The following is a 24,340-nucleotide window of genomic DNA, read 5'->3' as shown; positions in this document are numbered from 1 at the left end:
GGCCCAACCTAGTGCCGGGTCGGGAGGCTCCGGGCGTCCGACCGGACCACGTCGCCGAACCTCTCCACGTGCCGACCCGCGCCGGCCAGCGGACAGGTCCACTCGCCGTCGACCTCGATCAGCCGGATCCCGGGCTGCTCCAGCCAGCGGAGGATCCGCTCGGACTCCTCGGCCGAGGCGGCGGGGATCGGTCCGGCGGCGGTGAGGACGGTGTCGGCCGAGGCCCGCAACCCGTCGACGTACGCCGGGGCGTCGGCCAGCGGCGGGATGACGCCGGCCGCGGCGAGCCGGCCGTAGCGGACCACGTGCACCGCCCAGCGGCCCTGCTCGTCGCGCCGCGTGGCGATGACCTCGGGGCAGCGGGTCAGCGACGTGAGTCGCTGGGTGCGGGCCGCGGCACGCACGAACGAGGCGAGGCGGTCGCGGTGCACCTTGGCCTCCTCGAAGCGCTCCTCGTCGGCGAGCGCGGCCATCTTCGCGTTGATCAGCTCGACGACGTCGTCGGGCGCCTCGAGGACGGCGTCGCGCAGCTGGCGGACCACGGCGGCGTACGTCATCAGGTCGACGCTGCCGTCGCACGGCGCGAGGCAACGGGCCATCTCCGCCAGGACGCAGGACGACCGCTTCGGCTCGCGGCCGAACCGATCGGTGCACTGGCGGATGGGGAAGACCTCGTGCAGCGCGACCAGGCAGCTCTCCGCCGACGCGCGGGAGGAGAACGGGCCGAGGTAGTCGGCGTCGTCGTCGAGGACCTGCTTGACGATCGAGAGCCGCGGCCAGACCTCGCGGGTGAGCTTGAGGAAGGTGACCTTCTCGGGGAAGCGCGACCGGCGGTTGTAGCTCGGCTTGTGCTCGGCGATCAGCCGCAGCTCGCGGACCTCCGCCTCGAGCGGCGTGGCGCACTCGATGCCCTGCACGGTCGCTGCCAGCCCGACCATCTCGCCCATCCGCGACCGGGTCTCGGAGGCCGTGAAGTAGCTGCGGACGCGCTTGCGGAGGTCCTTGGAGGTGCCGACGTAGAGCACCCGCCCGCGCTCGTCGCGGAACAGGTAGACCCCCGGGGCATGGGGAAGGTGGTCGGCCAGGTGCCGCTTGCGGCGCTGCGCGGAGACGACCTTGGAGGAGTAGCCCTGGAGCTCCTCGAGGGTGTGCACCCCGAGCGAGCCGAGTCGCTCCATGCAGCCGTGCAGCACGTCGACGGTCGCCCGGGCGTCGGCGAGGGCGCGGTGGTTGGGGGTGGTGCCGGCGCGGAAGACGCGCGCGAGCGAGGAGAGCTTGTGGTCGGGCGTCTCGTCGCGGGGCACGACGTGCCGGGCCAGCTTCACCGTGTCGAGGACCTCGAAGTCGGGCCAGGCCAGACCCTGCTCGGCCGAGAAGTGCTTGAGGAACCCGACGTCGAAGCGGGCGTTGTGGGCGACGAGCACCGCCCCGCGGGCGAACTCGAGGAAGGCGGGCAGCGCCGAGGTGATCGGTGGCGCGTCGGCGACCATCCGGTTGGTGATGCCGGTCAGGACCGCGATGAACGCCGGGATCGCCGTGTGCGGGTTGACCAGCGTCTGGAACTCGCCGAGCACCTCGCCGCCGCGCACCAGCACGGCGCCGATCTCGGTGATCCGGTCGCCGTCGGCGTACGACCCGCCGGTGGTCTCGAGGTCGACCACGCAGAACGTCACGCCGTGCAGCGGGCGGCCCATCTGGTCGAAGCTGAGCTGCTCGCCCACACGCAGGAGGTCAGCGGCGGCGGTCATGACTGTGACGGTACGGCGAATCGCCGACAGTGATCCGGAGGCGCGGCTAGCGTGTGCGGCGTGACGATGACCGGGGAGGACTGGCGCAGGCTCGCGCGGACGTCGGGCTTCATGGTGCTGTGGGTGCTCGCGGCCTTCTTCGCGGCGACGGTCGTCCAGTCCTTCGTCGACCGTCACTGGATGGGCGCCGACACGCACGCCTACTGGCTGGCGGGCCGATCGGCGACGCCGTACCAGCTGGCCGCCCCCGGTCACCTCGACGCCTTCGAGTACTCGCCGGTGTTCCTCCAGGTGGTCCGGCCGTTCACGCATCTCCCGTTCGTCGTCTTCGCGGTCGGATGGTCCGTCGTCGAGCTGGGGATCTTCTGGTGGATGACCAGCGACCTCGCCTGGCGCTGGCGGGTGCCGGTCCTGCTGGCGTGCATACCCGAGCTCGCCCTCGGCAACATCAACGCCTTCCTCGGCCTGGTCCTCGTGTTCGGGTTCGCGCGACCCGAGCTGTGGGCGTTCCCCGCCCTGACCAAGATCACCCCGACGAGCGTCGGGGCGGTGTGGTTCCTGGTGCGGGGCGAGTGGGCCGCCGTCGTCCGCATGGCACTGGCGACCCTGGTCCTGGTCGGCATCTCCTACCTGATCGATCCGGGCCTGTGGTCGGACTGGCTCCACTACCTGACCTCGCACTCCGGCGACACCCTCCCGCGGGGGGCCTGGCACCTGAAGGACCAGCGGCTCGACGTCGGGATCCGGCTGACCCTCGCGTGCATCGCCACGGCGGTCCTGGCCCGGCGGAACCTCCGGTGGCCGCTGCCCCTGGCCCTGATCGTCACGGTCCCGGTCTTCGGCTACTCGGCCGGCCAGATCCTGGCGATGATCCCGCCGATGGTGCGCCTCGCCCGCGACCAGCGTCGCGCCGAGGCCCGGGCCGAGGTCGTCGCGGCCCGATAGTGTCGGCACCCCCTGTCACTCTCGTCCCATGACGACCAGGATCGACTGTGACACCTGCGTGGTGCGGGGGCTCGCCTGCCACGACTGCGTGGTGACCGTGCTGCTGGGTCCCCCTCCCGAGCTGACCTTCGACGACGACGAGATGCGCGCCCTCGACGTGCTCGCCGGCGGGGGCCTGGTGCCGCCGCTGCGCCTGGTGACCCCGGTGTCGGCGCCGACCGTGGAGTCGGCGTGACCGGTGCGACTGCGGTGACCCGAGGAGCCCCTGGGGCGGGTGTGAGGTGCGCCTCACCAGGTTCTCCCCAACACGCTCCCGGAGTTTTGGCGGGCCTCGCGAACCGGTACTACCCTCATGACCCAGGTGTCCGTGGAAGTGGGCCAAAGAGGTCCGCGCGGGCACCGCGCTGAGTCTGGACCGCGTGCGGTCCGGAGCCGGGGAACCACCAACTCTGGGGTGAATCCCGTACAAGGCGCGACGACGCGATCGGGCGGGTCGGAGCGAGGAGTGCGGGTAGGGCGAGTCGTGCCCGAATCCGTCAGCTCACCCGGTAGGCGTACGACACCAGAGGGGACCCGACAGCACATGCTGAACGGCCGCAACCGCATCACCGCCAGCCTCGCCGCCCTGGCTCTCACCGGCACCGTCAGCGTCGCGCTGACCGCCTCGCAGAGCCCGGCCAGCGCCGACCAGAAGATCACCAAGGTCCGCGAGCGCGTCAACACCTTGATGCACCAGGCCGAGCAGGCCGCCGAGGACTACAACAGCGCCCGGATCCAGCTCAAGTCCCTCCAGGGCGAGCTGAAGTCGCTCAAGGTGTCCGAGGCCCGCGAGGGGGCGAAGCTGCAGGGCGTGCGCTCCGACGTGCGCGACGCCGTGATCTCGCAGTACCAGAGCGACGCCCTCGGCGGCGCCGGCGGTCTGCTGGAGTCGAACCCCGATCAGTTCCTCGGCGACGTGTCCACCCTGTCGACGGTCAACGACCTCCAGGACAACCGCCTCGCCGACTACGGCGCGCAGGCCAGCGCCTTCGAGATCCGCCGGGCCCAGACCCAGCAGCGGATCACCAAGATCGCCGCGCTCAAGGTCGAGCTCGCCCAGGACAAGAAGACCGCGGACAGCCAGTACGCCTCGGCCAAGTCGATCCTCGACGGCCTCGAGGCCAAGGAGCGCGAGGCCATCCTGTCGCGGGGGGCCGACGTCCGTCCCGGCGACATCTCGGTCAGCGGCCGTGCCGCCGCCGCCGTGCACTACGCCATGGCGCAGGTCGGCAAGGCCTACGTCTGGGGTGCCGCGGGGCCGAGCGCGTTCGACTGCTCGGGCCTCACCATGATGGCGTGGGCCCAGGCCGGCGTGAGCCTGCCGCACTCCTCGTCCGCGCAGTACTCCATGGGTCCGCACATCGCCGAGAGCGACCTGCAGCCCGGCGACCTCGTCTTCTACTACAGCCCGATCAGCCACGTCGGCATGTACATCGGCAACGGCCTGATCGTGAACGCGGAGAACCCCAGCGTGGGTGTCAAGGTGACCAGCCTGCACGCCATGCCGTACGTCGGTGCCGTCCGCCCTGGATGAGCCACAGCCGTCACGTGTGAGCGCTGCCGTCGTCCTGACGGCAGCGCTCCTCGCGCTTTCCGGCCTGCTCGCCGGCTGCGGGGGCAGCGGGACCTACGTCGTCCCGACGCCGACCGCGGTCGCGACCATCGACCCCGGAGCCGCCACCACCACGCTGCAGGAGCTGCAGGCCGTCGTACGCCGTGGTGACGCCGCCGCCGCGCGGCGTCTCGGCTCCGATCCCGCCGCACAGCGCCTGCTCGCCGCCGTCGCGGGCAACGTGCGCCGGATCGGTCTCGACAACCTCACCCTCACCTACCTCACCGAGAACGGGGGCGGGTCGTTCCAGGGGGCCTGGGGCGCCACGGTGCAGGTGTCGTGGCGGGTCAAGGGCTTCGACAGGGGCGTTGCCCAGCGCGACGTCGAGTTCTCCTTCGCCGACGGTGGCCGGACGATCAGCCGGATCGGCGGCGGGCGGGACGCCACGCCGCTGTGGCTGAGCGGGCCGGTCATCGTCCGGCGGTCCGCCGACGTCCTGGTGATCGCCACCGCCCCCGCGAAGGAGGCCGACGCGCTGCGCGCCGCGGCCGAGGTGGGCCTGCGACGCGACCGGCAGGTGCTCGGCGGCCGGCACACGGTGGTGCTCGAGGCGCCGGCCACGGTAGCCGGGATGCAGCGGGCGCTGGGGGTGCAGCCTCCGACGTACGACGACATCGCCGCCGTGACGGCGCCGGTGGACGGCAACCGGCTCCCGGGCGCGCCGGTCCACGTGTTCGTCAACCCGGTGGTCTACCGGCGGATGGGCCCCGTGGCCGCTCAGGTCGTGGTGACCCACGAGAGCGTGCACGCCGTGACGAACGCCCCGTTGTCCAGCAGCGCCCCGCTGTGGCTCGTCGAGGGCTTCGCCGACTACGTGGCGCTCGGCGACGTGAGCCTCCCGCTGTCCAGGACGGCGGCCGGCATCTCGAAGCAGGTACGCCGCCGGGGTGCCCCGCGGCAGCTGCCCACCGACGCCGACTTCGGGACGGCGGACAGCAACCTCGGCCCGACCTACGAGGCGGCGTGGCTCGTGTGCGTCACGATCTCCGAGCGCGCCGGTCAGGCGGCCCTCGTCCGGCTCTATCGCGACGTGCTCGTCGGCGCTCCGCTCGCCACCGCGCTGCCGCGCGACACCGGGCTCACCGTGGCGTCGCTGACGGCGGCGTGGCGGTCCAAGCTGACCGCTGTGGCCGCCGTGGCACGCTAGGGCCTCGTGGCGAGGAAGCGGCCCCGGCAGACCGGAGGGACGACCCGGGTCGCGGTGGCGACGGCGATGGTCGGCGGAGCCCTGTTCGTGCTGCTCGCGGGGTGGCTGGTGCCCTGGCACCCGGTCCCCGGAGGTACGCCGCCGCCGGTTGCCGCGGGCTCGGTCTTCACGTCCGCACAGATCGACCGCGCCGAGAGCTTCGCGCTGTGGGCGCGGGTCTGGAGCTGGTCCGGCCTCGCGATCACGCTGGTCGTCACGCTCTGGCTCGGCTTCAGCACGCGCGCCCGGGAGTGGGCCGCGCGCTGGCGGGGTCCATGGTGGCTGCAGGCCGTCGGCCTGGTCGCGGCCGTCACGGTGCTGGGCCAGCTGGCCGCGCTGCCGTCGGCGATCGGGCTGCAGCGTCTCTACCTCGCCCACGGCCTGGCGACCGACGCGTGGAGCGCCTGGGCCGCCGACCTGGTGAAGTCGGCCGGGGTCACGATCGTGACGACCTCGCTGGGCGCGCTCTTCGTGCTCGGCTGCGCGCGCCGCTGGACGCGGACCTGGCCGGCGATCGCCGGGGGAGGGCTCGCGGCTCTGGTCGTCGTCGGCTCGTTCGTCTACCCGGTGCTCATCGAGCCGATGTTCAACCAGTTCCACCCGCTGCCGGACGGGGCCCTGCGCACCTCGATCCTGCGGCTGGCCGACGAGGAGGGCGTGCACGTCGACGACGTGCTGGTCTCGGACGCCTCGCGCCGCACGACCGAGCTGAACGCCTACGTGTCGGGGTTCGGGTCCACGCGGCGGGTCGTCCTCTACGACACCGTGGTCGACTCCCTGCCGCGCGATCAGATCCTGTCGATCGTGGCGCACGAGCTGGGCCACGCGAAGCACGACGACGTCGGCACCGGCACGGCGCTCGGCGCGGCCGGGGCGCTGTTCGCGGTGGGCCTGCTGGGCGCGCTGGCGCTGGCGCTGGAGCGGCGGGGGTGGGCCGCGGTGGGCTCGCCCGCCGGCGTACCGCTGATCCTGGCGATGGTGGCGGCCGGGACGTTCCTGGCGCTGCCGATCCAGAACGCCATCAGCCGCAAGATCGAGACCCGCGCCGACGTGACGGCGCTGGAGGTGACGCGGGCCCCGCAGCCCTTCATCACGATGCAGCGGGAGCTGGCACTGCGCTCCCTGTCCGATCCCACGCCACCGGGGTTGTCACAGTGGTGGTTCGGCTCGCACCCGACGGTGCTGGAGCGGGTCGCGATCGCCCGGCAGCTCGGCTAGGGCGCGGGCCAGGAGAGGTTGAACAGATTGGCGACGGCACCGCCGAACGCGGCGACCCCGCCGATGATGACCACGGCGATCAGCGCCGCGATCAGCGCATACTCGACCGCCGATGCCCCTCGCTGGGAGAGGCGGGTCCCCGAGAGCATGCCGTGCATGGCGTAGTCCCTTCCCAGATGCACGTAGGCGGCCGCGCCCATCGGGCTGCGGCCGCCTACGTCGCGATCGGGTGGTCGGTCGATCAGACCTGGCCGGCGATCGTGTTGAACAGGCCGCTCAGGTTGGTGCCGAGCAGGGTGACCGCGGTGATGATGACGGCGGCGATGAGGGCGACCAGCAGGCCGTACTCCACGGCCGACGCGCCGCGCTCCTCGGACTTGGCGAAGCGGGCGTTGAGCAGGATCTGCAGGTACTGGACCATCGGAGGTCTCCTTGATTGAGGTGGTTCTGTGGGTGTCCCCGGGGAGATGCTTCCCCGATGACGAGAACTCTGCCTGAGGAGACGTCCCGCCAGTATCGGGAGTTCGGCCGCTCTGTCGTAGTCCCAACGGACTACCGTTCGGAGGCCGAATTCCCGGGGCTAGCGGGCGGCCGGTGCCACGGTCGAGAGCAGCCCGATCCGCATCGCCGTCACCAGTGCCTGAGCGCGGTTCACGGCACCGAGCTTCTGGTAGATCCGGGCGATGTGCGACTTGGTCGTCGACTCCGAGAGGTACAGCTTCGCGCCGATCTGGGCGGCGTTGAGTCCCTCGGCGAGCAGGAGCAGCACGTCGTGCTCACGCTCGGTCAGAGCGGTCGACTCCCCGGACGCCCTGCGCATCATCGCGCCCACGAGGCCGGCGCACACGAACGCCTTGGGGGAGACCGACGCATGCCGCGCGGCCTTGATGACCTCGGTCGAGGGAGCGTCCTTGCCGACGAAGCCCGAGGCGCCCGCCTGCATCGCCGCGAAGATCTGCTCGTCGCCGGAGTGCATGGTGAGCACGATCAGGCCGAGCTGGTCGCTCTTCTTCCGCAGCGTGCGCACGATGTCCAGGCCGGTGCCGTCCTGCAGCTGCAGATCGGTCACGACGACGTCGGGACGCAGTCGGTCGTAGGCCACCAGGCCCTCGGCGACGGTGGCCGCGGTACCGACCACGTCCATGTCGGGCTCCAGGTCGATGACCGCTCCGAGCCCGTTGCGGATCAGCTCGTGGTCGTCGATCAGGAGGACCTTGATGTTCGTGTCGCTCATGGGAGGCTCCTTCTCGAGGGGTGGGGTCACGCTCAGTGGTCGGCGTAGATCGGTGAGCGCAACGCGACCGAGACGGTGAGCCCTCTGCTGGCATTGTCGCGCACGGTGAGGTCGGCGCCGATCAGTTTCGCCCGTTCCCTCATGATCTTCATTCCATGCGAGTCGTCGCGGCCCTGCTGCAGGCCGACGCCGTCGTCGGTGATGGTGATGCGTGCCTGGGGTGGGTAGACCTGGCACATGACGTCGATCGAGTTGGCGCGGGCGTGCTTGACGGCGTTGTTCATCGCCTCCTGGGCGATCCGGAACAGCTCGGCCTCGACCTCGGGGCGGAGCCGCGCGGGCTGCTCGTCGAGCCGGATCCGGATGGGGATGCCGGAGGCCTCGGAGAGGTGCCGGGCGATCGCGCCGATGGCGGCGCCCAGGCTCTCGCTCTCACCGATGCTGGTGCGCAGGTTCATCACCGAGCGGCGTACCTCCGCCACGACCTTGGTGACCCGGTCGCGCAGCATCTGCAGCTGCTGGGCCTGGGTCTCGTCGGTCGCCCGCCCGGCGATGGCGTCGATGAGGTAGCCCAACGAGGCGATGTCCTGGGCGACGCCGTCGTGCATCTCTCGGGCGAGCCGTTGCCGCTCGTCCGCGGTCGCCGCGTCCCGGAAGTGCGCGAAGAGCAGCGCGGTGTCGAGGCGGACCGCGCTCGGGGTCAGCTCCTTGGACAGGGCCTCCAGGTCGAGCTCCTCGAGGGTCCCCGGATCCGCGCTGCTCTGTCCCGCGACCACCGCGTAGTCGCCGGCGAGGAAGGCGAACCCGTTGCCGTCCAGGACCGGTGAGTCGCGGGCCCACGCCTGGACCGCGAGCTGCTCGCACTCCATCGCGGCGTCCGGGTCCTCGATGGTGGACGCGATGGGTGTGAGGCTCTCGCCGCGGGGGACGAAGGCGTACAGCACACGGCAGGGGTGGTGGTCCCCGACCGTGCTCAGCAGCTCACCGCCGAGCGCGGTCACGTCGAGGCCGGCGCTGAGGTTGCTGGACAGGTCGATCAGCTGCCGGATCAGGTGCTGGGCGTCGCGGTAGGGGCGCAGTGCATCGGCGCTCATCCGGTCCGCGGCGAAGGTGACGCCGGCGACGAGGCTGAGCCCGACGCCCGCCATCGACCAGGTGAAGATGGACACGCCGAGATCCGAGGAGATCTTCTGCCACCACATCAGTCCGATGCTCACCGTGGCGACGGCCTGGATCGCGGTGACCCGGTACATGGTGCGGGTGCCCACGGCCAGCGTGGCGTACAGCGGGGGGACGACCAGCGCGGCCAGCGTCGCCGAGGAGTAGTGCATGCCGAGAGCGCAGAGCACCCCGATCGCACCGGCCTCGACCGCAGGTGACAGCGACAGCTCCAGGTCGCGCCGGATCGCGGTGATGCTCTGGTAGGCCCACAGCAGCCCGATCGCGCACATGACGAGCATCGCGTGCGTGTCGCGGAACCAGAGGGCGGGACCGGCGATGGCCAGGAGTGCGAAGAGCCGCGCCGCGGCTAGGACTCCGTAGGCCTGGTTGGTGGGCATCGCTCAGTGCTGCGAGAACTGTTGCATCATGTTGATGGCGGCGGGGCCCATGATCACGACGAAGAGGCAGGGGAGCACGCACAGCACCAGAGGGACCATGATCTTGACCGGAACCTGCTGGGCCTTGGCCTCGGCGTACTGCCGCCTCTTCGTGCGCATCTCCTGAGTCTGCACCCTCAGCACCTGCGCGATCGAGATTCCGAACGCATCGGCCTGCACCATCGAGCCGATGAAGGACTTCAGGTCGTCCACGTTCGTCCGGTCGCCCAGTGCCTTCAGCGCGTCCGCCCGGCCCATGCCGAGCTGCATCTCGCGCAGGACGCGCGAGAACTCCTCGGCCAGGGCGCCGGTCGTGTTGCGCGCCACCTGCTGCAGGGCCGCGTCGAAGCCGAGACCGGCCTCGACGCTGATGGTGAGCAGGTCGACGGCGTCGGCGAGGGTCCGGCGGATCTCCTCGGACCGGTCGTAGGCGCGCTGGTAGAGGTACAGGTCAGGACCGAAGAAGCCGAGGGCCGCGCCGCCGACGCCCGCGAGGATGATCAGGCCGACGCCGAAGCCGAGCAGCGCGCACCAGGCGACCCCCGCGAGGGGGAGCACGACCGCCGCGAACACCTTGAGCGAGATGACCCGGTCGACCGACCACTCGCGCGGGTTGCCGGCGAGGTCGAGCTTGTGGCGCAGCCGCTCGGCCTGGTCCGCGCCGGTGAGACGGCGCCCGATCTTGAGGGTGCGCTCCTGGACGGGCGCGAGGACGCGGTCCGCGAAGGGCAGATCGGCCTCGGATGCCAGCTGGTCCGCCCCCGAGCTGCCCATCTGCTCGAGCGCCTGCAGCGAGCGGGCGAGGCCGACCGGGCGCTCGTGCTTCACGAGCGCCACACCGACCACGGCGATGGATCCGAGGATCAGGAGCAGTGCGAGGAAGAGTGCCATCAGATCTCCACCTTCACCAGACGACTCATCCAGAAGACCCCGACGCACAGCCACACCACGGCGCCGATCAGCATCGCCCACCCGAGGAGCGTCGTGAACATCGGCTGCAGGTAGCCCGGGTTGGTGAGCAGCACGAACCCGCCCACGCCCGGGGGGAGGACGCTGAGGATGACGGCCGAGAGCTTGCCCTCCGCGGCGAGGGCGTTCACCTGCCGGCGGAGGAACGCACGCTCGCGCATGGTGCTCGCCACCGTCGTGAGCAGCTCGGCCAGGTTGCCGCCGACCTGCCGCTGGATCCGGATGGCCATGACCGCCCAGGCGAAGTCCTTGCTGTCGAACCGGGCGGCGACACCCTCGAACGCGTCCTCGATCGGTACGCCGATCCGCGACTCGACCAGGACCCGCTTGAACTCGTCCGCGATCGGGTCGGGACCCTCGCGCACGACCGTGTCGACGGCCTGGGCCAGCGACAGGCCCGCCGAGAGGGCGCCGGCGAGCAGCTGGAGCACCTCGGGCAGGGCGTTGTCGAAGGCCCGGCGGCGGCGCTTGGCGCGCCAGCGCAGGTAGAGCGGCGGCACGAAGGCCGCGACGACCGCGAACGCGATGGCGATCCAGATGTTGCCGACGCCGACGAGCGCGCCGAGGAGCGCCGCGCCGACGACGACACCGATGTGCAGCAGCAGCCACTCGGAGGGCTTGAAGCCGCTGCCGGCGGCCGACAGCCGCAGCGCGAGGCGCCGGTCCAGGTTCTGGTTGCGCTCCAGGATGCTCGCGGCAGCTGCCTTCGCCTGGTCGAGCACGGGCTCGGTGGTCGGCCGCTGCGAGACGACCGCGGTCCCTCCGGTCCGCGCGGTGTACGCCGTCAGCCGGTCGGCGATGCTCATCGGCGCCGGCTTCCCGGGAACCAGGAGGACGGCCGCGGCGATGAGCCCGACGCCGAACACCCCGACGCCGGCGTACAGCAGCCAAGCGGGTGTGCCGGAGCCCTCCGCGCTGGGCGCCGCCGGCAGGTCGCTGGTGGTGGTCGGCGACGTCGCCGCCACGTCGATCGGTGCGAGCGCGCTCGCCACGAGCTGACCCTGGCTGGACGGCAGTGTGACCGCGACGGTCGCCTGGGTGCGCGTGAAGCCGGGGGGCAGCGCCGCCGTCACCAGGATCTGGCCCGCGAGCACGTCCGCCTCGCGGCGGAACGCCTCGGACAGCGCCGACCCGGTGGACTGGACCAGGTCGCCGTTGCCCGCCTTCGCGATGTTGCGCAGCGCCGTCAGGTCGCCGCCCTGCTGCCCGAGCGAGACCGCGTCGAGCAGCGTGTCCGTCGAGCTGATCGCGTCGGCGACCTCGCTCAGCGTGGCGGACGAGCCGGTGTCGGCGCCGTCGGACAGCAGCAGGACCGAGCGCTGGCCCGAGGTGCCGGCGGTCTGGACGGCGGTCTGCAGGCCGTCGTACAGCAGTGTCCCCTTGCTCAGCTGCAGGCCGTTGACCACGAAGCGGGCCTGGTCGCGGTTGGTCGTGGGCGCGAGGGCCACGCTCACCTGGCTGTCGAAGGTCACGACCCCGACCCTGACGTCGGCGGGGACCGTCTGCAGGTAGGTGAGGGCCGCCTGCTTGGCCGCGGTGAACCGGCCCTGGGCGGCCATCGAGTCGCTGGTGTCCATCGCCAGGATCGCGGTCCGCTCGACGGTGGAGCCGTTGCCGGCCGACGTCGCGGTCGCGTGCAGGGCGGTGCCGTCGAGTGTCGCGGTGACGCCACCCAGCGTCACGGTGGCGCCGGGCGGCACGTCGACCAGGACCTGGAGGTTGCCCCCGTCGGTCTGCACGTGGGCGATGGTGGCGTCCCCGGCGGCGTACGACGGCGCGCCGAGCAGCACGCTGAGGAGCAGACCCAGCGCGCCGGCGAGAACGGCAGCGGCGCGGCGCATCAGAACCGGTCCAGCCGGAACAGCGTCGGATCGACGGCGACGTTCGCGTTGCCCATCTTGTCGAGGAACTTCGGGCGCAGCCCCGTCGAGCGGAGGCGTCCGAGGACCCGGCCGTTCTCGTCGAAGCCGGCGCTGTGGTCGAAGACGAAGATGTCCTGGAGGGTGATCACGTCGCCCTCCATCCGCTCCACCTCGGTGATGTGCGTGATCCGCCGCGAGCCGTCCTTGAACCGCGTCTGGTGCACGATGAGGTCGATCGCCGAGGCGACCTGCTCGCGGATCGCCTTGATGGGCAGCTCCATGCCGGCCATCATCACCATCGTCTCGATGCGGGCCAGGGTGTCGCGCGGGCCGTTGGAGTGGACGGTCGTGATGGAGCCGTCGTGACCGGTGTTCATGGCCTGCAGCATGTCGAGGGCGGAGGCGTCGCGGACCTCACCGACGACGATGCGGTCGGGCCGCATGCGCAGGCTGTTCTTGACCAGGTCGCGGATGGTGACCGCGCCCTTGCCCTCGATGTTCGCCGGCCGCGACTCCAGGCGGACCACGTGGTCCTGCTTGAGCTGCAGCTCCGCCGCGTCCTCGATGGTGACGATGCGCTCGTCCCCGGGGATGAACGACGACAGCACGTTGAGGGTGGTGGTCTTCCCGGCGCCGGTGCCGCCGGACACGATGACGTTGAGCCGCCCGCGCACGCACGCCGACAGGAAGTCCGACGTCACCGGGGACAGCGACCCGAAGTTGATCAGGTCCTGCACCGTCAGCGGGTCGGCCGAGAACTTCCGGATCGTCAGCGCGGAGCCGTCGATGGAGAGCGGCGGCACGATCGCGTTGACGCGGCTGCCGTCGGGAAGACGGGCGTCGACCATCGGGCTCGCCTCGTCGACACGGCGCCCGATGCGGGACACGATCTTGTCGATCGTGCGCCGCAGGTGCGCCTCGTCGGCGAAGTGGGCCTCGGCCTTGACCAGTCGGCCGCTGCGCTCCAGCCAGACGCTGTCGTGCCCGTTGACCATGACCTCGGAGACCTCCGGGTCGCGCAGGAAGGGGTCGATCGGGCCGTAGCCGAGGATGTCGTCGCTGATCTCGCTGGTCACGCGGGCCCGGTCGGCGTTGCTCAAGGGCCGGTCCTGCGATCCGAGGACCTCGGACAGGATGGTGCGGACCTTCTGGTCCAGCTCGGACTGGTCCATCTCGGCGTCGTACAGGTGCGGGCCGAGCTGCTTGATCAGCTCGGAGTGCACGCTGGCCTTGAGGTCCTCGATGCGGTCGGCCTCGTGGCTCGCCATCGCGCGGCGCTGGGCCGAGCGGTTGTCCGCTCCGGCTGCAGCGGCGCGAGCGGCGAGCGGACCGGCGGCAGCGGGGGCCGGCGCGGACTCGAGGACGGTGGACGGGGCGGGCTCCTCGGCGGGCGGCTCGGCGGCGTGCTTGCCCGCGGCTTCGCGGCGGGCTGCCTCCAGGCGTTCGGACAGGCTCGACATGGTCAGCTCCTCCCGCGGCGGAACAGGCCGCGCGACCGGTCGTGGTGCACGTCGACGGGAGCGCCGTACGCCGCCGTCGTCATGCCGATGGGCTCACCGGTGACCGTCGACGCGAGCTCGGCGTAGGCGAGGCTCGCTGCGTGGGCGGGCTTCTCGGAGATGATCGGGTTGCCGGCGTTGGTCGACGCGGCGATCTCGACCGCGGTGGCGACCTGGGCCGACACCGGCATGCCGAGGATCGCCTCCACCTTCTCGACGCTGATGCCGACGGCGTCGTCGGCACGGTTCAGCAGCAGGTGCCGGTGGCCGCGGGCGATGTTGAGCATGTCCATCGTCTCCAGGGCGACCTTGACGTTCTTCAGCGTCGGGACGTCCAGGGTCGCGATGATCACGCACTCGTCGGTCTCGTCGAGCGCGGTCAGGGTCGCGTCGTCGAAGGAGGGCGAGGTGTCGACCACGATGTAGTCGAAGCCGTCGCGCAGCGCACGCAGGATGCGGGAGATGAGCAGCGGCGTCACCCGTTCGCGTACGTCGGGGTGGGCCGGTGCCGCGAGGATGCTGAGCGAGCTCTCGTGGCGGGTCAGCAGGCCCTCCAGCATCGCCAGGTCGACGGAGTCCTCGGAGCCCACGGCCTGCTCGATCGAGTGCGTCGGGAAGATCTGCATGGTGATCGCGACGTCGCCGAAGGCGAGGTCGAGGTCGACCAGGCACACCTTGCGTGCGCCCTTGTCGGACAGCGCGAGGGCCAGGTTCACCGAGGACGTGGTCTTGCCGACGCCGCCCTTGGGGGAGAAGACCGTGACGATGCGGCCCATCTGACGTGCCCCACCGGGGCCGCGCAGGGCGGCGTACAGCTGGTGGGCGCGCTCGACGGCCTTGGTCAGGGCCTTGTCGTCGGTGGTGGTGACGACGTCGCGGATGCCCGCCTGCATGGCGCTGGTGAGCACCTCGGTGTCGAGGTGGTCGCGCACCAGCACGACGCTGACCGTCGGCCGCTTGATCCGCAGCTCCTCGGCGACCGCGAGGGTGTGCTCGAGGGGGAGCGACGGGCCCAGCGCCACGACGTACTCGTCGGAGTGCTGGTCGAGCCACGCGAACATCCGGTCCAGGCCGGAGACCGCGTGCGCGCCGGCCGGCATGCCGGGCTGGAGGAGTGCGAGGTTGGCCTGGTCGGACTCAACGAGGATCGGCACGGCGGATCACCTCGCGACGTCGGGCTCGGTGACGGGCTTGGAGTTCTGATCGACCTTGCTCTGGGTGTTGAGCAGAGCGGCCGTCAGCTCGCCGTCCTTCTCCGCGAACCGGACGCTCTCGGCCTGCTTCTGGGTGACCGCGAGGGTCAGCAGCTGCTGGATCGAGGTGTCGGTGGAGTCGGTGGAGTCGGTGGCGTTGTCCGCCGGCACTGTGGTCGTCGTACCGACCGCGATCACGCTGACCCGGCCGATCAGGGTGCGGGTGAAGACCGGCTTCCCCGTCAGGTCGAGCTTGGTGAAGATGACCGAGACCTGGGCCCCGGCGCGCAGGAACGCGCCCACCCGGCCGTCGTCCTTGATGAGGACCGAGATGGCGAGCTTGCCGGCCGGGATCGGCAGGGTCGTCGCGGCCTGGACGTCGTCGACGCTGCCGAACTTGGCGGGGATGAGCTGCTCGTGGGCGTAGATCGTGGTGAGCGCGACCTTGCCGTCGAAGCCGGCCGAGTCCGACGTGGCGCCCGGCAGCTCCTGGCTGGCGGCGACCGACTCGAGCTCGAACTTGCCTGCCTTGAAGGCGTCCTCGAAGCTCTCGCCCGGTTCGATCTCGGACTTGGCGACCAGGACCTGCGTGGCGGAGTACTTCTTCGCCGCACGTGCGTCCGCGCCGTGCGCGTAGACGAAGACCAGCAAAACCCCCAGTACTGCGATCACTGCGGCGACGACCAGCAGCAGTCTGCGACGGTCCATGAAGAGCCCTCCGCTCCCGTTGTCGGACCGACGACCCTCCCGAAAGAGGCCGGCCTCGAACAAAATCTCCCGATGTGCACGCCCCGGCCGGATGGCCACCGGGCGCATCGGCGAGATTATCGGGACCAAGGGCCCAATGGGTGACGTCGGTCGCTTTTGTGGTCGTTCGCGATCCGGGATAGCCCGAAAGGACTATCGCCCTTCAGAGCGGGCGATCGGAGGCTCAGGAGTACAGCGCGGCGATGTCGTCGCGGCACTCCCGCATCACCACGTTGCGCTTCAGCTTCAGGCTCGGGGTGACCTGCCCGGCCTCCTCGGTCCAGTCGTCGGGGAGTACGGCGAACTTCCGGATCGACTCGGCCTTCGACACCGCCTGGTTGGCCTCGTCGACGGCCGACTGGATCTCGGCCAGCAGCTGCGGGTCGTCGACCAGGTCGGCCGGGTCGGCGCTGGTGCCGTGGGCCTCCGCCCAGGCGGGGAGCGCCTCCGCGTCGAGGGTGATCAGGGCGGCGATGAAGGGCTGGCCGTCGCCGACGACGAGGCACTGGCTGACCAGGGGATGGGCGCGGACGCGGTCCTCGAGCACGGCCGGGGCGACGTTCTTGCCGCCGGCGGTCACCAGGATCTCCTTCTTGCGCCCGGTGATCCGCACGAAGCCCTCGTCGTCGACCTCGCCCACGTCGCCGGTGTGCAGCCAGCCGCCGTCGCCGAGCGCCTCGGCGGTGGCCTCCGGGTTGTTCCAGTAGCCGCGGAACACCTGGCCGCCGCGGAACAGCAGCTCGCCGTCGTCGCTGACCCGCACGGTGGTCCCGGCCAGTGGCCGGCCGACGGTGCCGACCTTCTGCGCGTCCGGGAGGTTGACGGTGAGCGCACCCGTCGTCTCGGTCAGGCCGTAGCCCTCGAGCACGGTGACCCCGATGCCCCGGTAGAAGTGGCCGAGCCGGTCCCCGAGCGGCGCGCCGCCGGAGATGGCGAACTCGCAGGCGCCGCCGAGGGCCTGCTGCAGCTTGCCGTAGACCAGGCGCGAGAACAGGGCGTGCTCGGTGCGGATCCGCAGCGGCACCCGGCCGGCGTCCAGGGCGCGCGAGTAGGTGATCGCGACCTCCGCGGCCCGGTCGAACACCCGCCCCTTGCCGTCGGCGGCGGCGCGCTGCGAGGCGGTGTTGAACACCTTCTCGAAGATCCGCGGCACCGCCAGGATGAAGGTCGGGCGGTAGCTGGACAGCTGCGGCAGCAGGCTCTTGATGTCGGAGGTGTGCGCCATCGTCGTACGCGACCGCACGCAGCCGACCTGGATGATCCGTGCGAAGACGTGGGCCAGCGGCAGGAACAGCAGCGTCCGCGCGTCCTCGCCGTCGAAGAGCTGCTCCAGCTCGGACACCGCCACGCCCAGCTCGGTCATGAAGTTGCCGTGGCTGACCATGCAGCCCTTCGGCCGCCCGGTCGTGCCCGAGGTGTAGATGAGGGTGGCGGTGTCGCCCGGTCCCGCCGTCGTACGGCGCTGCTCGACGACCGTGTCCTCGACGTCGGCGCCGAGGCTGGTGAGGACCTCGACCGCGTTGTCCTCGAACGCCCACAGGTGGTGCAGCTGCTCCAGCCGCTCGCGCACCGCGCTCACCTTCGCGATGTGCGCGCTGTCCTCGACCACCACGGCCCGCGCGCCGGAGTCGCCGAGGATCCACTCGACCTGCTCGGCCGAGGACGACTCGTAGATGGGCACCGTGATCGCGCCGGCGAACCAGATCGCGTAGTCCACCAGGGTCCACTCGTAGCGGGTGCGGGAGAGCAGGCCGACGCGGTCGCCGGGCTCGATCCCGGCCGCCACCAGACCCTTGGCCACCGCGCGGACCTCGGCGAGGAACCCGACCGTGGTGACGTCCTCCCAGGACCCGTCGCCGGCGAGCCGCCGGAACGCCACCGCCGCGGGGGCCTCGGCGGCGTTGCGGACCACGTCGTCGGTGAGATTGCCCGTGGTGGGGAGCGTCACGGTCTGCGGGGTGGAGTACTCGCGCACGACCCGCACGCTACTCGCGGCGGACCGGCCCGTGCTGTCCGGTAGCCTGCGGGCATGGCCGAACAGACGTCCTCGTCGATCGTCGTCGACGCCCCGGCGGCCCAGGTGATGGCGGTGATCGCGGACTTCGCGGCGTACCCCCGCTGGGCCAAGGGCGTGATCCGTGCCGAGGTGCGCTCGTCGTACGACGAGGCGCAGGGCGGTCGCGCCCGCGAGGTCTTCTTCGCGCTGGACGTCCCGCCGATCAAGGACGAGTACACCCTCGCCTACGTCTGGGACGGCGACGCCGAGGTCACCTGGACCCTGGTCGAGGGCAAGATGCTGCGCTCGCTCGACGGCGCCTACGTGCTGCGCGAGACCGGCTCCGGTGCGACCGAGGTGACCTATCGCCTGGCGCTGGACCTCGCGATCCCGCTGATCGGCATGCTCAAGCGCCGCGGCGAGAAGATCCTCATCGACACCGCCCTCAAGGGCCTGAAGAAGCGCGTGGAGACGGGCGCCTGAGGCGTGCGGATCCTGCTGTTCACGGGTAAGGGCGGCGTCGGCAAGTCCACCGTCGCGGCCGGGACGGCCGCGCTCGCGGCGGCCCGGGGGCTGCGCACCCTGGTCATCTCGACCGACGCCGCGCACTCGCTGGCCGACGCGTACGGCGTCGACGCCGGGCCCGACGGTGTCGTCGCGAGCGAGCCGACCGAGCTGGCGCCGTACCTCCACCTGCTCCAGGTCGACGCCCAGAAGCGCTTCGAGCAGTCCTGGGCCGACATCCAGCGCTACCTGCTCTCGGTCCTCGACGCCGCCGGGATGGAGCCCGTCGCCGCCGAGGAGATGACCGTGATCCCGGGCGCCGAGGAGGTCCTCGCGCTGCTGGAGCTGCGCGAGCACGCGCGCTCCGGCGCGTGGGACGTGATCGTCATCGACTGCGCGCCGACCGCCGAGACGCTGCGGCTGCTGGCCCTTCCCGAGGCACTCGGCTGGTACATCGAGCGCCTGCTGCCCATCCAGCGCCGCCTGGTCAAGGCGCTGCGCCCGGTGCTGAACCGGGCCGCCGGCGTCCCCATGCCCGGGGACACGGTCTTCGACGCGATCACCCGCCTGCACGCGGAGCTGGACGAGGTCCACGAGCTGCTGGCCGGCCCGGACTCGTCGGTGCGGATCGTGATGACCCCCGAGAGCGTCGTGCTCGCCGAGGCGCGTCGCGCCTACACCAGCCTGTGCCTGTTCGGCTACCGCGTCGACGGCGTCATCGCCAACCGCGTCTTCCCCGAGGGCGCTGAGGACGAGTGGCGCGCCGGCTGGGTCGCGGCCCAGGCGAAGGTGCTCGCGGCGGCCGAGGAGTCGTTCCCGGGGCTGCCCCTGGGACGCGGTCTCTACCAGCCGGCCGAGCCGGTCGGGGTGGCGCAGCTGGCGGCCTTCGCCACCGAGCTGTACGCCGGCACCGACCCGGTCGCGCCCCCGACCGAGGCGGGACCGCTGCGCGTGAGCCGGTCCGGGGACGGCGGCGCCGAGCTGCGGCTGTCGTTGCCGTTCGTGACCCGGTCCGAGGTGGATCTGGCCCGCAACGGCGATGAGTTGGTCGTCACAGTCGGATCGTCACGGCGCCTGCTCACCCTGCCTGCAGGGCTCGCGCGACTGCGGATCACGGGTGCCGGTGTGACCGACGGCGAGTTGCGGGTCCGGTTCCGGGAGCCCGAGAGTGGACCCGTGCACGAGGTGACCCGATGAGCGAGGACAGTCCGGCCGGCGACCGCCCGGACGTCGGCAGCGTCGGTGACGAGGCGATCAAGCTGTTCGGCGCGCTCGCCGACCTCGCCCGCCAGCACACCGGCGACACCGTGGGCGGGCTCGGCGCGATGGCCGGCCAGGCCGCGGGCTTCGCGCACGAGATCGACGAGCACCTCGCCACCGGCAGCGCCGAGTGCCGGTACTGCCCCGTCTGCCGAGTGGTGCACCTGGCGCGCCAGACCACTCCCGAGGTGCGTGCCCACCTGATGACCGCGGCGACGTCGCTGCTGCAGGCCGCCGCGGGGATGATGGAGACGGTCCCGCCGCCGGCTGGCGACCAGCACCGCCGGGGGCCCGAGGTCGAGCGGATCGACCTCGACCTCGACCTCGACACCAACACCGACGACGGGGACGTGGAGCGATGAGCGCCCTGGACCTGGCACCCGACGCACTGACGTGCGGCATCGACATCGGCGGCACCAAGATCGCCGGGGCCGTCGTGTCGGCCGACGGCGCCATCCTCGCCACCCACCGGGTGGAGTCGCCGGCCACCGACCCTGCCGCGATGGAGCAGGCGGCGGCCGACCTGGTCCGCACCCTGGCAGCCGAGCACCCCGTCGAGGCGGTGGGCGTCGGGGCCGCGGGCTACATCGACGAGGCCCGCGCGACGGTCCGGTTCGCCCCCAACATCGCCTGGCGCAACGAGCGGCTCGGGCCGGAGCTGTCGGCGCTGACCGGTCTGCCGGTCGTCGTCGAGAACGACGCCAACGCCGCGGCCTGGGGCGAGTTCCGCTTCGGTGCCGGCCACGACATCGACGACCAGCTGATGGTGACCGTCGGCACCGGCGTCGGTGGCGGGGTCATCCTCGACGGGCGGCTGCTGCGCGGTGCCTACGGGGTCGCCGCCGAGATCGGCCACCTGTGCGTCGTACCGGACGGGCGGCAGTGCGGCTGCGGCAACCGCGGTTGCCTGGAGCAGTACGCCAGCGGCTCCGCCCTGGTCCGCAACACCCGTGAGGCCGCCCGTGGCGGCTCGCCCTTCGCCGCCGAGGTGCTGGCCCGCGCGGGCGGGGACCTGGCCGCGATCACCGGCCCGATGATCACCGCGACGGCCGCCGACGGCGACCGGTTCGCGATCGAGCAGCTCGCCGAGATCGGTCGCTGGCTGGGCCACGGCATCGCGTCGCTGACCGCGGTCCTGGACCCGGCTGCCATCGTCGTCGGTGGAGGCGTCAGCGCGGCCGGGGACCTGCTGCTGGACCCGATCCGGGAGGCGTTCGGACGCGAGCTGACCGGCCGCGGATACCGCCCCGAGGCGGAGATCAGGGTGGCCCGACTCGGCAACGACGCCGGCGTGATCGGCGCCGCCGACCTAGTAAGGTTCTGAGCCATGCGGAGCACGACCTACGTCGGTGTCGACGTGGGTGGCACGAAGGTGCTCGCGGTCGCGATCGACGAGGACGGCGGCCCCGTCGCCACCGCCACGAGGCCCATGCCCGGCCGGGACGTCCCGGGCGAGGAGGTCGAGCGCGCGCTGTGCGAGGCGATCCGGGAGGCCGCCGGGGGAGCCACCCCGGACGCGGTCGGCGTCGCCGCCGCGGGCCTGGTCGACGCGACGGGGGAGCACGTGCGGTTCGCCGCCCACCTGCCCTGGCGGGACGCTCCCGTACGCCGCAGCCTGGCCGACCGCCTCGGCGTACCCACCGTGCTGGACAACGACGCCAACTGTGCCGCGTACGCCGAGCTCGTCCTCGGCGCCGCCCGTGGCGCTCAGGACGCGCTGCTGATCACCATCGGCACCGGCATCGGCGGCGCGCTGATCCTCGGCGGCCGGCTGTACCGCGGCAGCCAGGGGATGGCCGGCGAGTTCGGCCACATGCAGGTCGTCCCCGACGGGCTGAGCTGTGAGTGCGGCCTGAAGGGCTGCTGGGAGCAGTACTGCAGCGGTCGCGCGCTCGAGCGCGTCGTGCGCGTCGCCGTCGGCCGCCACCTGGAGGGCCGCGAGGTCGCCCGGATGGCCCGCTCCGGCGACGGTACGGCGCGGCAGGCGATCGCCACGATCGGCACCTGGCTCGGCGTCGGGGCGGCCGGCCTGGTCTCTGCCTTCGACCCGGAGCTGGTCGTCATCGGGGGCGGTGTGGCCGACGTCGGCGACCTGTTGCTCGACCCGGCCCGCAGCGCGCTCCTCGACTCCCTGCAGGGCACCGACCGCCGCGTCGTACCCTCGCTGGTCCCGGCCGGACTCGGCGCCCAGGCCGGCGCCGTCGGTGCCGCCCTTCTTGCTCGTGACACTCTGCAGACTGGACGTCGCCCGTGATCGATCGCCTGCTCGACCATCGCCACTACCCGGCCAGGCTCTTCGACTCGGGCTGGCGGACGTGGTGCCTCACCCGCCTGGTCATGGTGGCCGTGATGCTCCCGCTCACCGACCACGGCGTCCTCGGCGACCTGCAGTACTACCTCAGGACGTTCCGGCACTTCGGCGACCTCGGCTGGCAGGGGAGCCTCTCGGAGTACCCGGTCCCGGCGGTCCTGATCCTGATCGCGCCGTTCGCGGTCCTGTCCCTTCTCGGTCTCGGCGGCGCGACGCTGTACGTCTGGATCGCGATCATGCTGGGCACCGACGCCCTGGTGATGCGGATCCTGCGGCGCTCCGGGTCGGAGAGCGCGCCGGTGCTCTGGCTGATCGCCATCCCCGCGCTCGGACCGTTGGTGTACTGCCGCTTCGACCTGTTGCCGGGGCTCTTTGTGGGCCTGGCCATCATGGCGTCGGAGCGGAGCGGGAAGCGAGCCGGCGTGTACGCCTCCATCGCCACCGCGCTGAAGTACTCGCCGGTGCTGATCGTGCCGGCCCTCGCCGCCGCGCGGTGGAGCCGCAAGCAGGTGCTGATCACCGTGGCCGTCGTCGGAGGCCTCCTGATGGGCCTCACCTGGGTCCTGGGCGGCACCGATCGGGTCATGTCACCCTTGCGCTACCAGAACGACCGCGGACTCCAGATCGAGTCCGTGTGGGCGACCGTGGTGATGCTGGTCCGCTCGGTGTACAACGGCCGCTACTCGGTCGGCCAGGCGCCGTCGCACTCGGTCGAGATCGCCGGCCCCGGCGTGGGGACCTCGCTGTTCGTCACCAAGGTCGCCACCGTCGCGATGATCGCGCTGCTGGTGTGGCTCTGGGTCCGCGCCTGGCGCGCCGGGACCCCCGCGACCAACCGGCTGGTCTGGCTCTCCTTGAGCGGCGTGATGGCGTTCATCGTCAGCGGCAAGGTGCTCAGCCCGCAGTACCTCGCGTGGCTGCTGCCCGCGGCGATCATCGGGGTGGCGCTGCTGGCCGGCGAGGAGCGCCGGCACCTGCGCCGCTGGGCGATCATGCTGATCGTCACCTGTGCGATCACCCATGTGGTGTACCCCTATGCCTACACCCCGCTGGTCCACTACAGCTGGGGTACGCCGATCATCACGGCCGTCCTCGGCGTCCGGAACCTGCTGCTGATGGTGCTCGCCGGGATGGCGTTCGCCGAGGGGTTCCGTACGACGAAGCCGCTGCCGCGCCTCGTGGTCGACTCAGAGCTGAGCGCCGTCGTCCCAGGGATCCCGGGGCTCCGCGGGCATGGTGGCGACCAGGTAGCCGAAGCCGCCGATGAACGCCGCGACCAGCAGCCAGCCGATCACGGGGTCCACGGAGAGACCGCTCAGCAGTAGGACCAGCACCACCGCGGGGGAGCCCAGCACGCCGATCCACGCCGCCAGCCGGTCGGGCCGTGCCCGGGGCAGTGGCGCGGGCACCGGCGGGACGAAGCGGTCCTCGTCCGGGTCCTCGTAGCCGAAGAAGGCGTCGTCCCCGTCGTCCCCGTCGTCATGGCCGAAGACGTCCTCGACCGGCACGTGCGGCACCTCGGTGGCCGGCTCGTCGGCGGGCTCGACCAGCGCGCGGTCGCCGTAGTTCTCGACGATCTCGCGCCACAGGGCCTCGGTGGCGTCCTCGGTGTCGTCGTCGGCCTCGCTCACGCCACCCAGGCTACGCGACCCACGAACTTCGCGGACTCGTCGAAGATCAGCGGCGCATCGTTGTCCAGGGTGGCCACGTGCAGCGAGTCCGGCAGCGCGACGCGGGTCTTGTCGGTCGAGCCCACGGCGTTCCAGATGATCGGCTCGGAGGTCGCGTCGACGACGTTGTCGACGTCGGAGCGGAAGTAGAGCAGGGGAGCGGTCACCCGCGGCAGGTCGGCGATGAGGCCCGGCCATGCGCGCATCATCGAGTGGGCGGCCCGCAGCGGCGTACGGGTGTAGCCGTACTCGCTCACGCCGGGCTTGGCGATGTCGTTCGTGATCCCGGGGAAGGACGGGATGACGTGCTTGAGCACCGGCAGCAGCTTCACGTCGAGCCGCTTGGTGGCGACGGCGGGGTTGACCACCATGACCCCGGCGACCCGGTCGGCGCGATCCGCCGCGAGCCGGAGTGCGAGCGCGCCGCCCATCGACAGCCCGCCGACGACGACGGAGTCGTGCTCGGCGCGGAACTCGTCGAAGGTCGCGGTGAGGTGCCCGCTCCAGTCCGCCCAGGTGCGGGTGTTCATGTCCTGCCAGGTGGTGCCGTGCCCCGGCAGGCGGGGTACGACGACGCCGTATCCCAGCTCGGCGAGGTACTCGCCCCACGGCCGCATGGAGGCGGGCGATCCGGTGAAGCCGTGGCTGAGCAGGACGCCGATGCGACGCCCGCCGGTCAGCTCGGGGCGGGCCTCGACCCGCAGCGGTGCAGCACTCTCGAGGACCTCGGGTTCGTTCACGTCGACGAT

The 24,340-nt window shown here is 71.8% G+C and carries 23 protein-coding genes and 1 riboswitch; of the genes, 11 read left to right on the top strand and 12 right to left on the bottom strand.

All coding sequences use genetic code 11. The features are described from left to right. Nucleotides 1-8: 8 nt before the first annotated feature. A complete protein-coding gene (locus ACYU8V_RS10400) occupies nucleotides 9-1,748 on the bottom strand; it encodes a DEDD exonuclease domain-containing protein (protein ID WP_460847157.1) in 1,740 nt (579 codons plus the stop codon). 66 nt (nucleotides 1,749-1,814) lie between these two features. Here ACYU8V_RS10400 and ACYU8V_RS10395 point away from each other — a divergent pair, with 66 nt between their 5' ends. The 5 genes from ACYU8V_RS10395 to ACYU8V_RS10375 all read left to right on the top strand — a co-directional run bounded on the left by ACYU8V_RS10395 (nucleotide 1,815) and on the right by ACYU8V_RS10375 (nucleotide 6,748). After that, on the top strand, nucleotides 1,815-2,693 hold the full coding sequence (locus ACYU8V_RS10395; RefSeq protein WP_460847216.1) for a glycosyltransferase family 87 protein: 879 nt from the start codon (nucleotides 1,815-1,817) through the stop codon (nucleotides 2,691-2,693). Between the two features lie 28 nt (nucleotides 2,694-2,721). Next, the gene (locus tag ACYU8V_RS10390; RefSeq protein ID WP_460847156.1) at nucleotides 2,722-2,928 is read left to right on the top strand and encodes a hypothetical protein; all 207 of its coding nucleotides are present in this window, start codon (nucleotides 2,722-2,724) and stop codon (nucleotides 2,926-2,928) included. Between the two features lie 167 nt (nucleotides 2,929-3,095). Beyond that, nucleotides 3,096-3,250: riboswitch (cyclic di-AMP (ydaO/yuaA leader) on the top strand. Nucleotides 3,251-3,276: 26 nt separating this feature from the next. Beyond that, the gene (locus tag ACYU8V_RS10385) at nucleotides 3,277-4,266 is read left to right on the top strand and encodes a C40 family peptidase (protein WP_460847154.1); all 990 of its coding nucleotides are present in this window, start codon (nucleotides 3,277-3,279) and stop codon (nucleotides 4,264-4,266) included. 16 nt (nucleotides 4,267-4,282) lie between these two features. Continuing rightward, nucleotides 4,283-5,491, top strand: coding sequence for a hypothetical protein (locus ACYU8V_RS10380; protein ID WP_460847153.1), 1,209 nt, complete (start codon nucleotides 4,283-4,285; stop codon nucleotides 5,489-5,491). Between the two features lie 6 nt (nucleotides 5,492-5,497). Then, nucleotides 5,498-6,748, top strand: a complete 1,251-nt coding sequence (locus ACYU8V_RS10375; protein WP_460847152.1) for a M48 family metallopeptidase — start codon at nucleotides 5,498-5,500, stop codon at nucleotides 6,746-6,748. Here the strand turns inward: ACYU8V_RS10375 and ACYU8V_RS10370 are convergent. From ACYU8V_RS10370 to ACYU8V_RS10325, 10 genes are all read right to left on the bottom strand, one after another. Further along, nucleotides 6,745-6,948 carry a Flp family type IVb pilin gene (locus ACYU8V_RS10370; protein WP_460847151.1) on the bottom strand — a complete coding sequence of 68 codons (204 nt, stop codon included), beginning with the start codon at nucleotides 6,946-6,948 and terminating at the stop codon, nucleotides 6,745-6,747. The genes ACYU8V_RS10375 and ACYU8V_RS10370 overlap by 4 nt on opposite strands. 41 nt (nucleotides 6,949-6,989) lie before the next feature. Continuing rightward, nucleotides 6,990-7,169, bottom strand: a complete 180-nt coding sequence (locus ACYU8V_RS10365) for a Flp family type IVb pilin (protein WP_460847149.1) — start codon at nucleotides 7,167-7,169, stop codon at nucleotides 6,990-6,992. Nucleotides 7,170-7,328: 159 nt separating this feature from the next. After that, complete coding sequence (locus tag ACYU8V_RS10360; protein ID WP_460847148.1) at nucleotides 7,329-7,982, bottom strand: response regulator; 654 nt, start codon at nucleotides 7,980-7,982, stop codon at nucleotides 7,329-7,331. Between the two features lie 32 nt (nucleotides 7,983-8,014). Then, nucleotides 8,015-9,541: a sensor histidine kinase gene (locus ACYU8V_RS10355; RefSeq protein ID WP_460847146.1), complete on the bottom strand. Its 1,527-nt coding sequence runs from the start codon at nucleotides 9,539-9,541 to the stop codon at nucleotides 8,015-8,017. Between the two features lie 3 nt (nucleotides 9,542-9,544). Next, nucleotides 9,545-10,471 (bottom strand): type II secretion system F family protein, encoded by a 927-nt coding sequence (locus tag ACYU8V_RS10350; protein ID WP_460847144.1) that lies wholly within the window; start codon nucleotides 10,469-10,471, stop codon nucleotides 9,545-9,547. Next, nucleotides 10,471-12,390, bottom strand: a complete 1,920-nt coding sequence (locus ACYU8V_RS10345; RefSeq protein ID WP_460847143.1) for a type II secretion system F family protein — start codon at nucleotides 12,388-12,390, stop codon at nucleotides 10,471-10,473. The genes ACYU8V_RS10350 and ACYU8V_RS10345 overlap by 1 nt, the downstream gene beginning before the upstream one ends. Beyond that, nucleotides 12,390-13,871 (bottom strand): CpaF family protein, encoded by a 1,482-nt coding sequence (locus ACYU8V_RS10340; RefSeq protein ID WP_460847142.1) that lies wholly within the window; start codon nucleotides 13,869-13,871, stop codon nucleotides 12,390-12,392. Before ACYU8V_RS10340 ends, ACYU8V_RS10345 begins: the two co-directional genes overlap by 1 nt. A 2-nt stretch (nucleotides 13,872-13,873) precedes the next feature. After that, nucleotides 13,874-15,064, bottom strand: coding sequence for an AAA family ATPase (locus ACYU8V_RS10335; RefSeq protein WP_460847141.1), 1,191 nt, complete (start codon nucleotides 15,062-15,064; stop codon nucleotides 13,874-13,876). Between the two features lie 6 nt (nucleotides 15,065-15,070). Next, nucleotides 15,071-15,811, bottom strand: coding sequence for a Flp pilus assembly protein CpaB (gene cpaB, locus ACYU8V_RS10330; RefSeq protein ID WP_460847139.1), 741 nt, complete (start codon nucleotides 15,809-15,811; stop codon nucleotides 15,071-15,073). Nucleotides 15,812-16,034: 223 nt separating this feature from the next. Beyond that, on the bottom strand, nucleotides 16,035-17,825 hold the full coding sequence (locus tag ACYU8V_RS10325) for an AMP-dependent synthetase/ligase (protein WP_460847137.1): 1,791 nt from the start codon (nucleotides 17,823-17,825) through the stop codon (nucleotides 16,035-16,037). A 54-nt stretch (nucleotides 17,826-17,879) separates the two neighbouring features. Between ACYU8V_RS10325 and ACYU8V_RS10320 the strand changes: the two genes are divergently transcribed. Genes ACYU8V_RS10320 through ACYU8V_RS10295 form a run of 6 tightly spaced genes read left to right on the top strand, consistent with a single transcriptional unit; the run spans nucleotide 17,880 to nucleotide 23,246 of the window. Continuing rightward, nucleotides 17,880-18,329: an SRPBCC family protein gene (locus ACYU8V_RS10320; protein WP_460847136.1), complete on the top strand. Its 450-nt coding sequence runs from the start codon at nucleotides 17,880-17,882 to the stop codon at nucleotides 18,327-18,329. Nucleotides 18,330-18,332: 3 nt separating this feature from the next. Next, entirely contained in the window at nucleotides 18,333-19,547 is a 1,215-nt protein-coding gene (locus ACYU8V_RS10315; RefSeq protein ID WP_460847135.1) for an ArsA family ATPase, read from the top strand. Further along, entirely contained in the window at nucleotides 19,544-19,972 is a 429-nt protein-coding gene (locus ACYU8V_RS10310; RefSeq protein WP_460847133.1) for a hypothetical protein, read from the top strand. The genes ACYU8V_RS10315 and ACYU8V_RS10310 overlap by 4 nt, the downstream gene beginning before the upstream one ends. Further along, nucleotides 19,969-20,934 carry an ROK family glucokinase gene (locus ACYU8V_RS10305; RefSeq protein ID WP_460847132.1) on the top strand — a complete coding sequence of 322 codons (966 nt, stop codon included), beginning with the start codon at nucleotides 19,969-19,971 and terminating at the stop codon, nucleotides 20,932-20,934. The genes ACYU8V_RS10310 and ACYU8V_RS10305 overlap by 4 nt, the downstream gene beginning before the upstream one ends. A gap of 3 nt (nucleotides 20,935-20,937) precedes the next feature. Further along, on the top strand, nucleotides 20,938-21,864 hold the full coding sequence (locus ACYU8V_RS10300; RefSeq protein ID WP_460847131.1) for an ROK family protein: 927 nt from the start codon (nucleotides 20,938-20,940) through the stop codon (nucleotides 21,862-21,864). After that, a complete protein-coding gene (locus ACYU8V_RS10295) occupies nucleotides 21,861-23,246 on the top strand; it encodes a glycosyltransferase 87 family protein (RefSeq protein WP_460847130.1) in 1,386 nt (461 codons plus the stop codon). The genes ACYU8V_RS10300 and ACYU8V_RS10295 overlap by 4 nt, the downstream gene beginning before the upstream one ends. Nucleotides 23,247-23,548: 302 nt before the next feature. Here ACYU8V_RS10295 and ACYU8V_RS10290 read toward each other — a convergent pair whose 3' ends face one another. Then, nucleotides 23,549-24,331 (bottom strand): alpha/beta hydrolase, encoded by a 783-nt coding sequence (locus tag ACYU8V_RS10290; RefSeq protein WP_460847129.1) that lies wholly within the window; start codon nucleotides 24,329-24,331, stop codon nucleotides 23,549-23,551. Between the last annotated feature and the right edge of the window lie 9 nt (nucleotides 24,332-24,340).

This window comes from Nocardioides ultimimeridianus, assembly GCF_054777895.1.
This window is presented reverse-complemented; position numbering and strand designations above follow the sequence as displayed.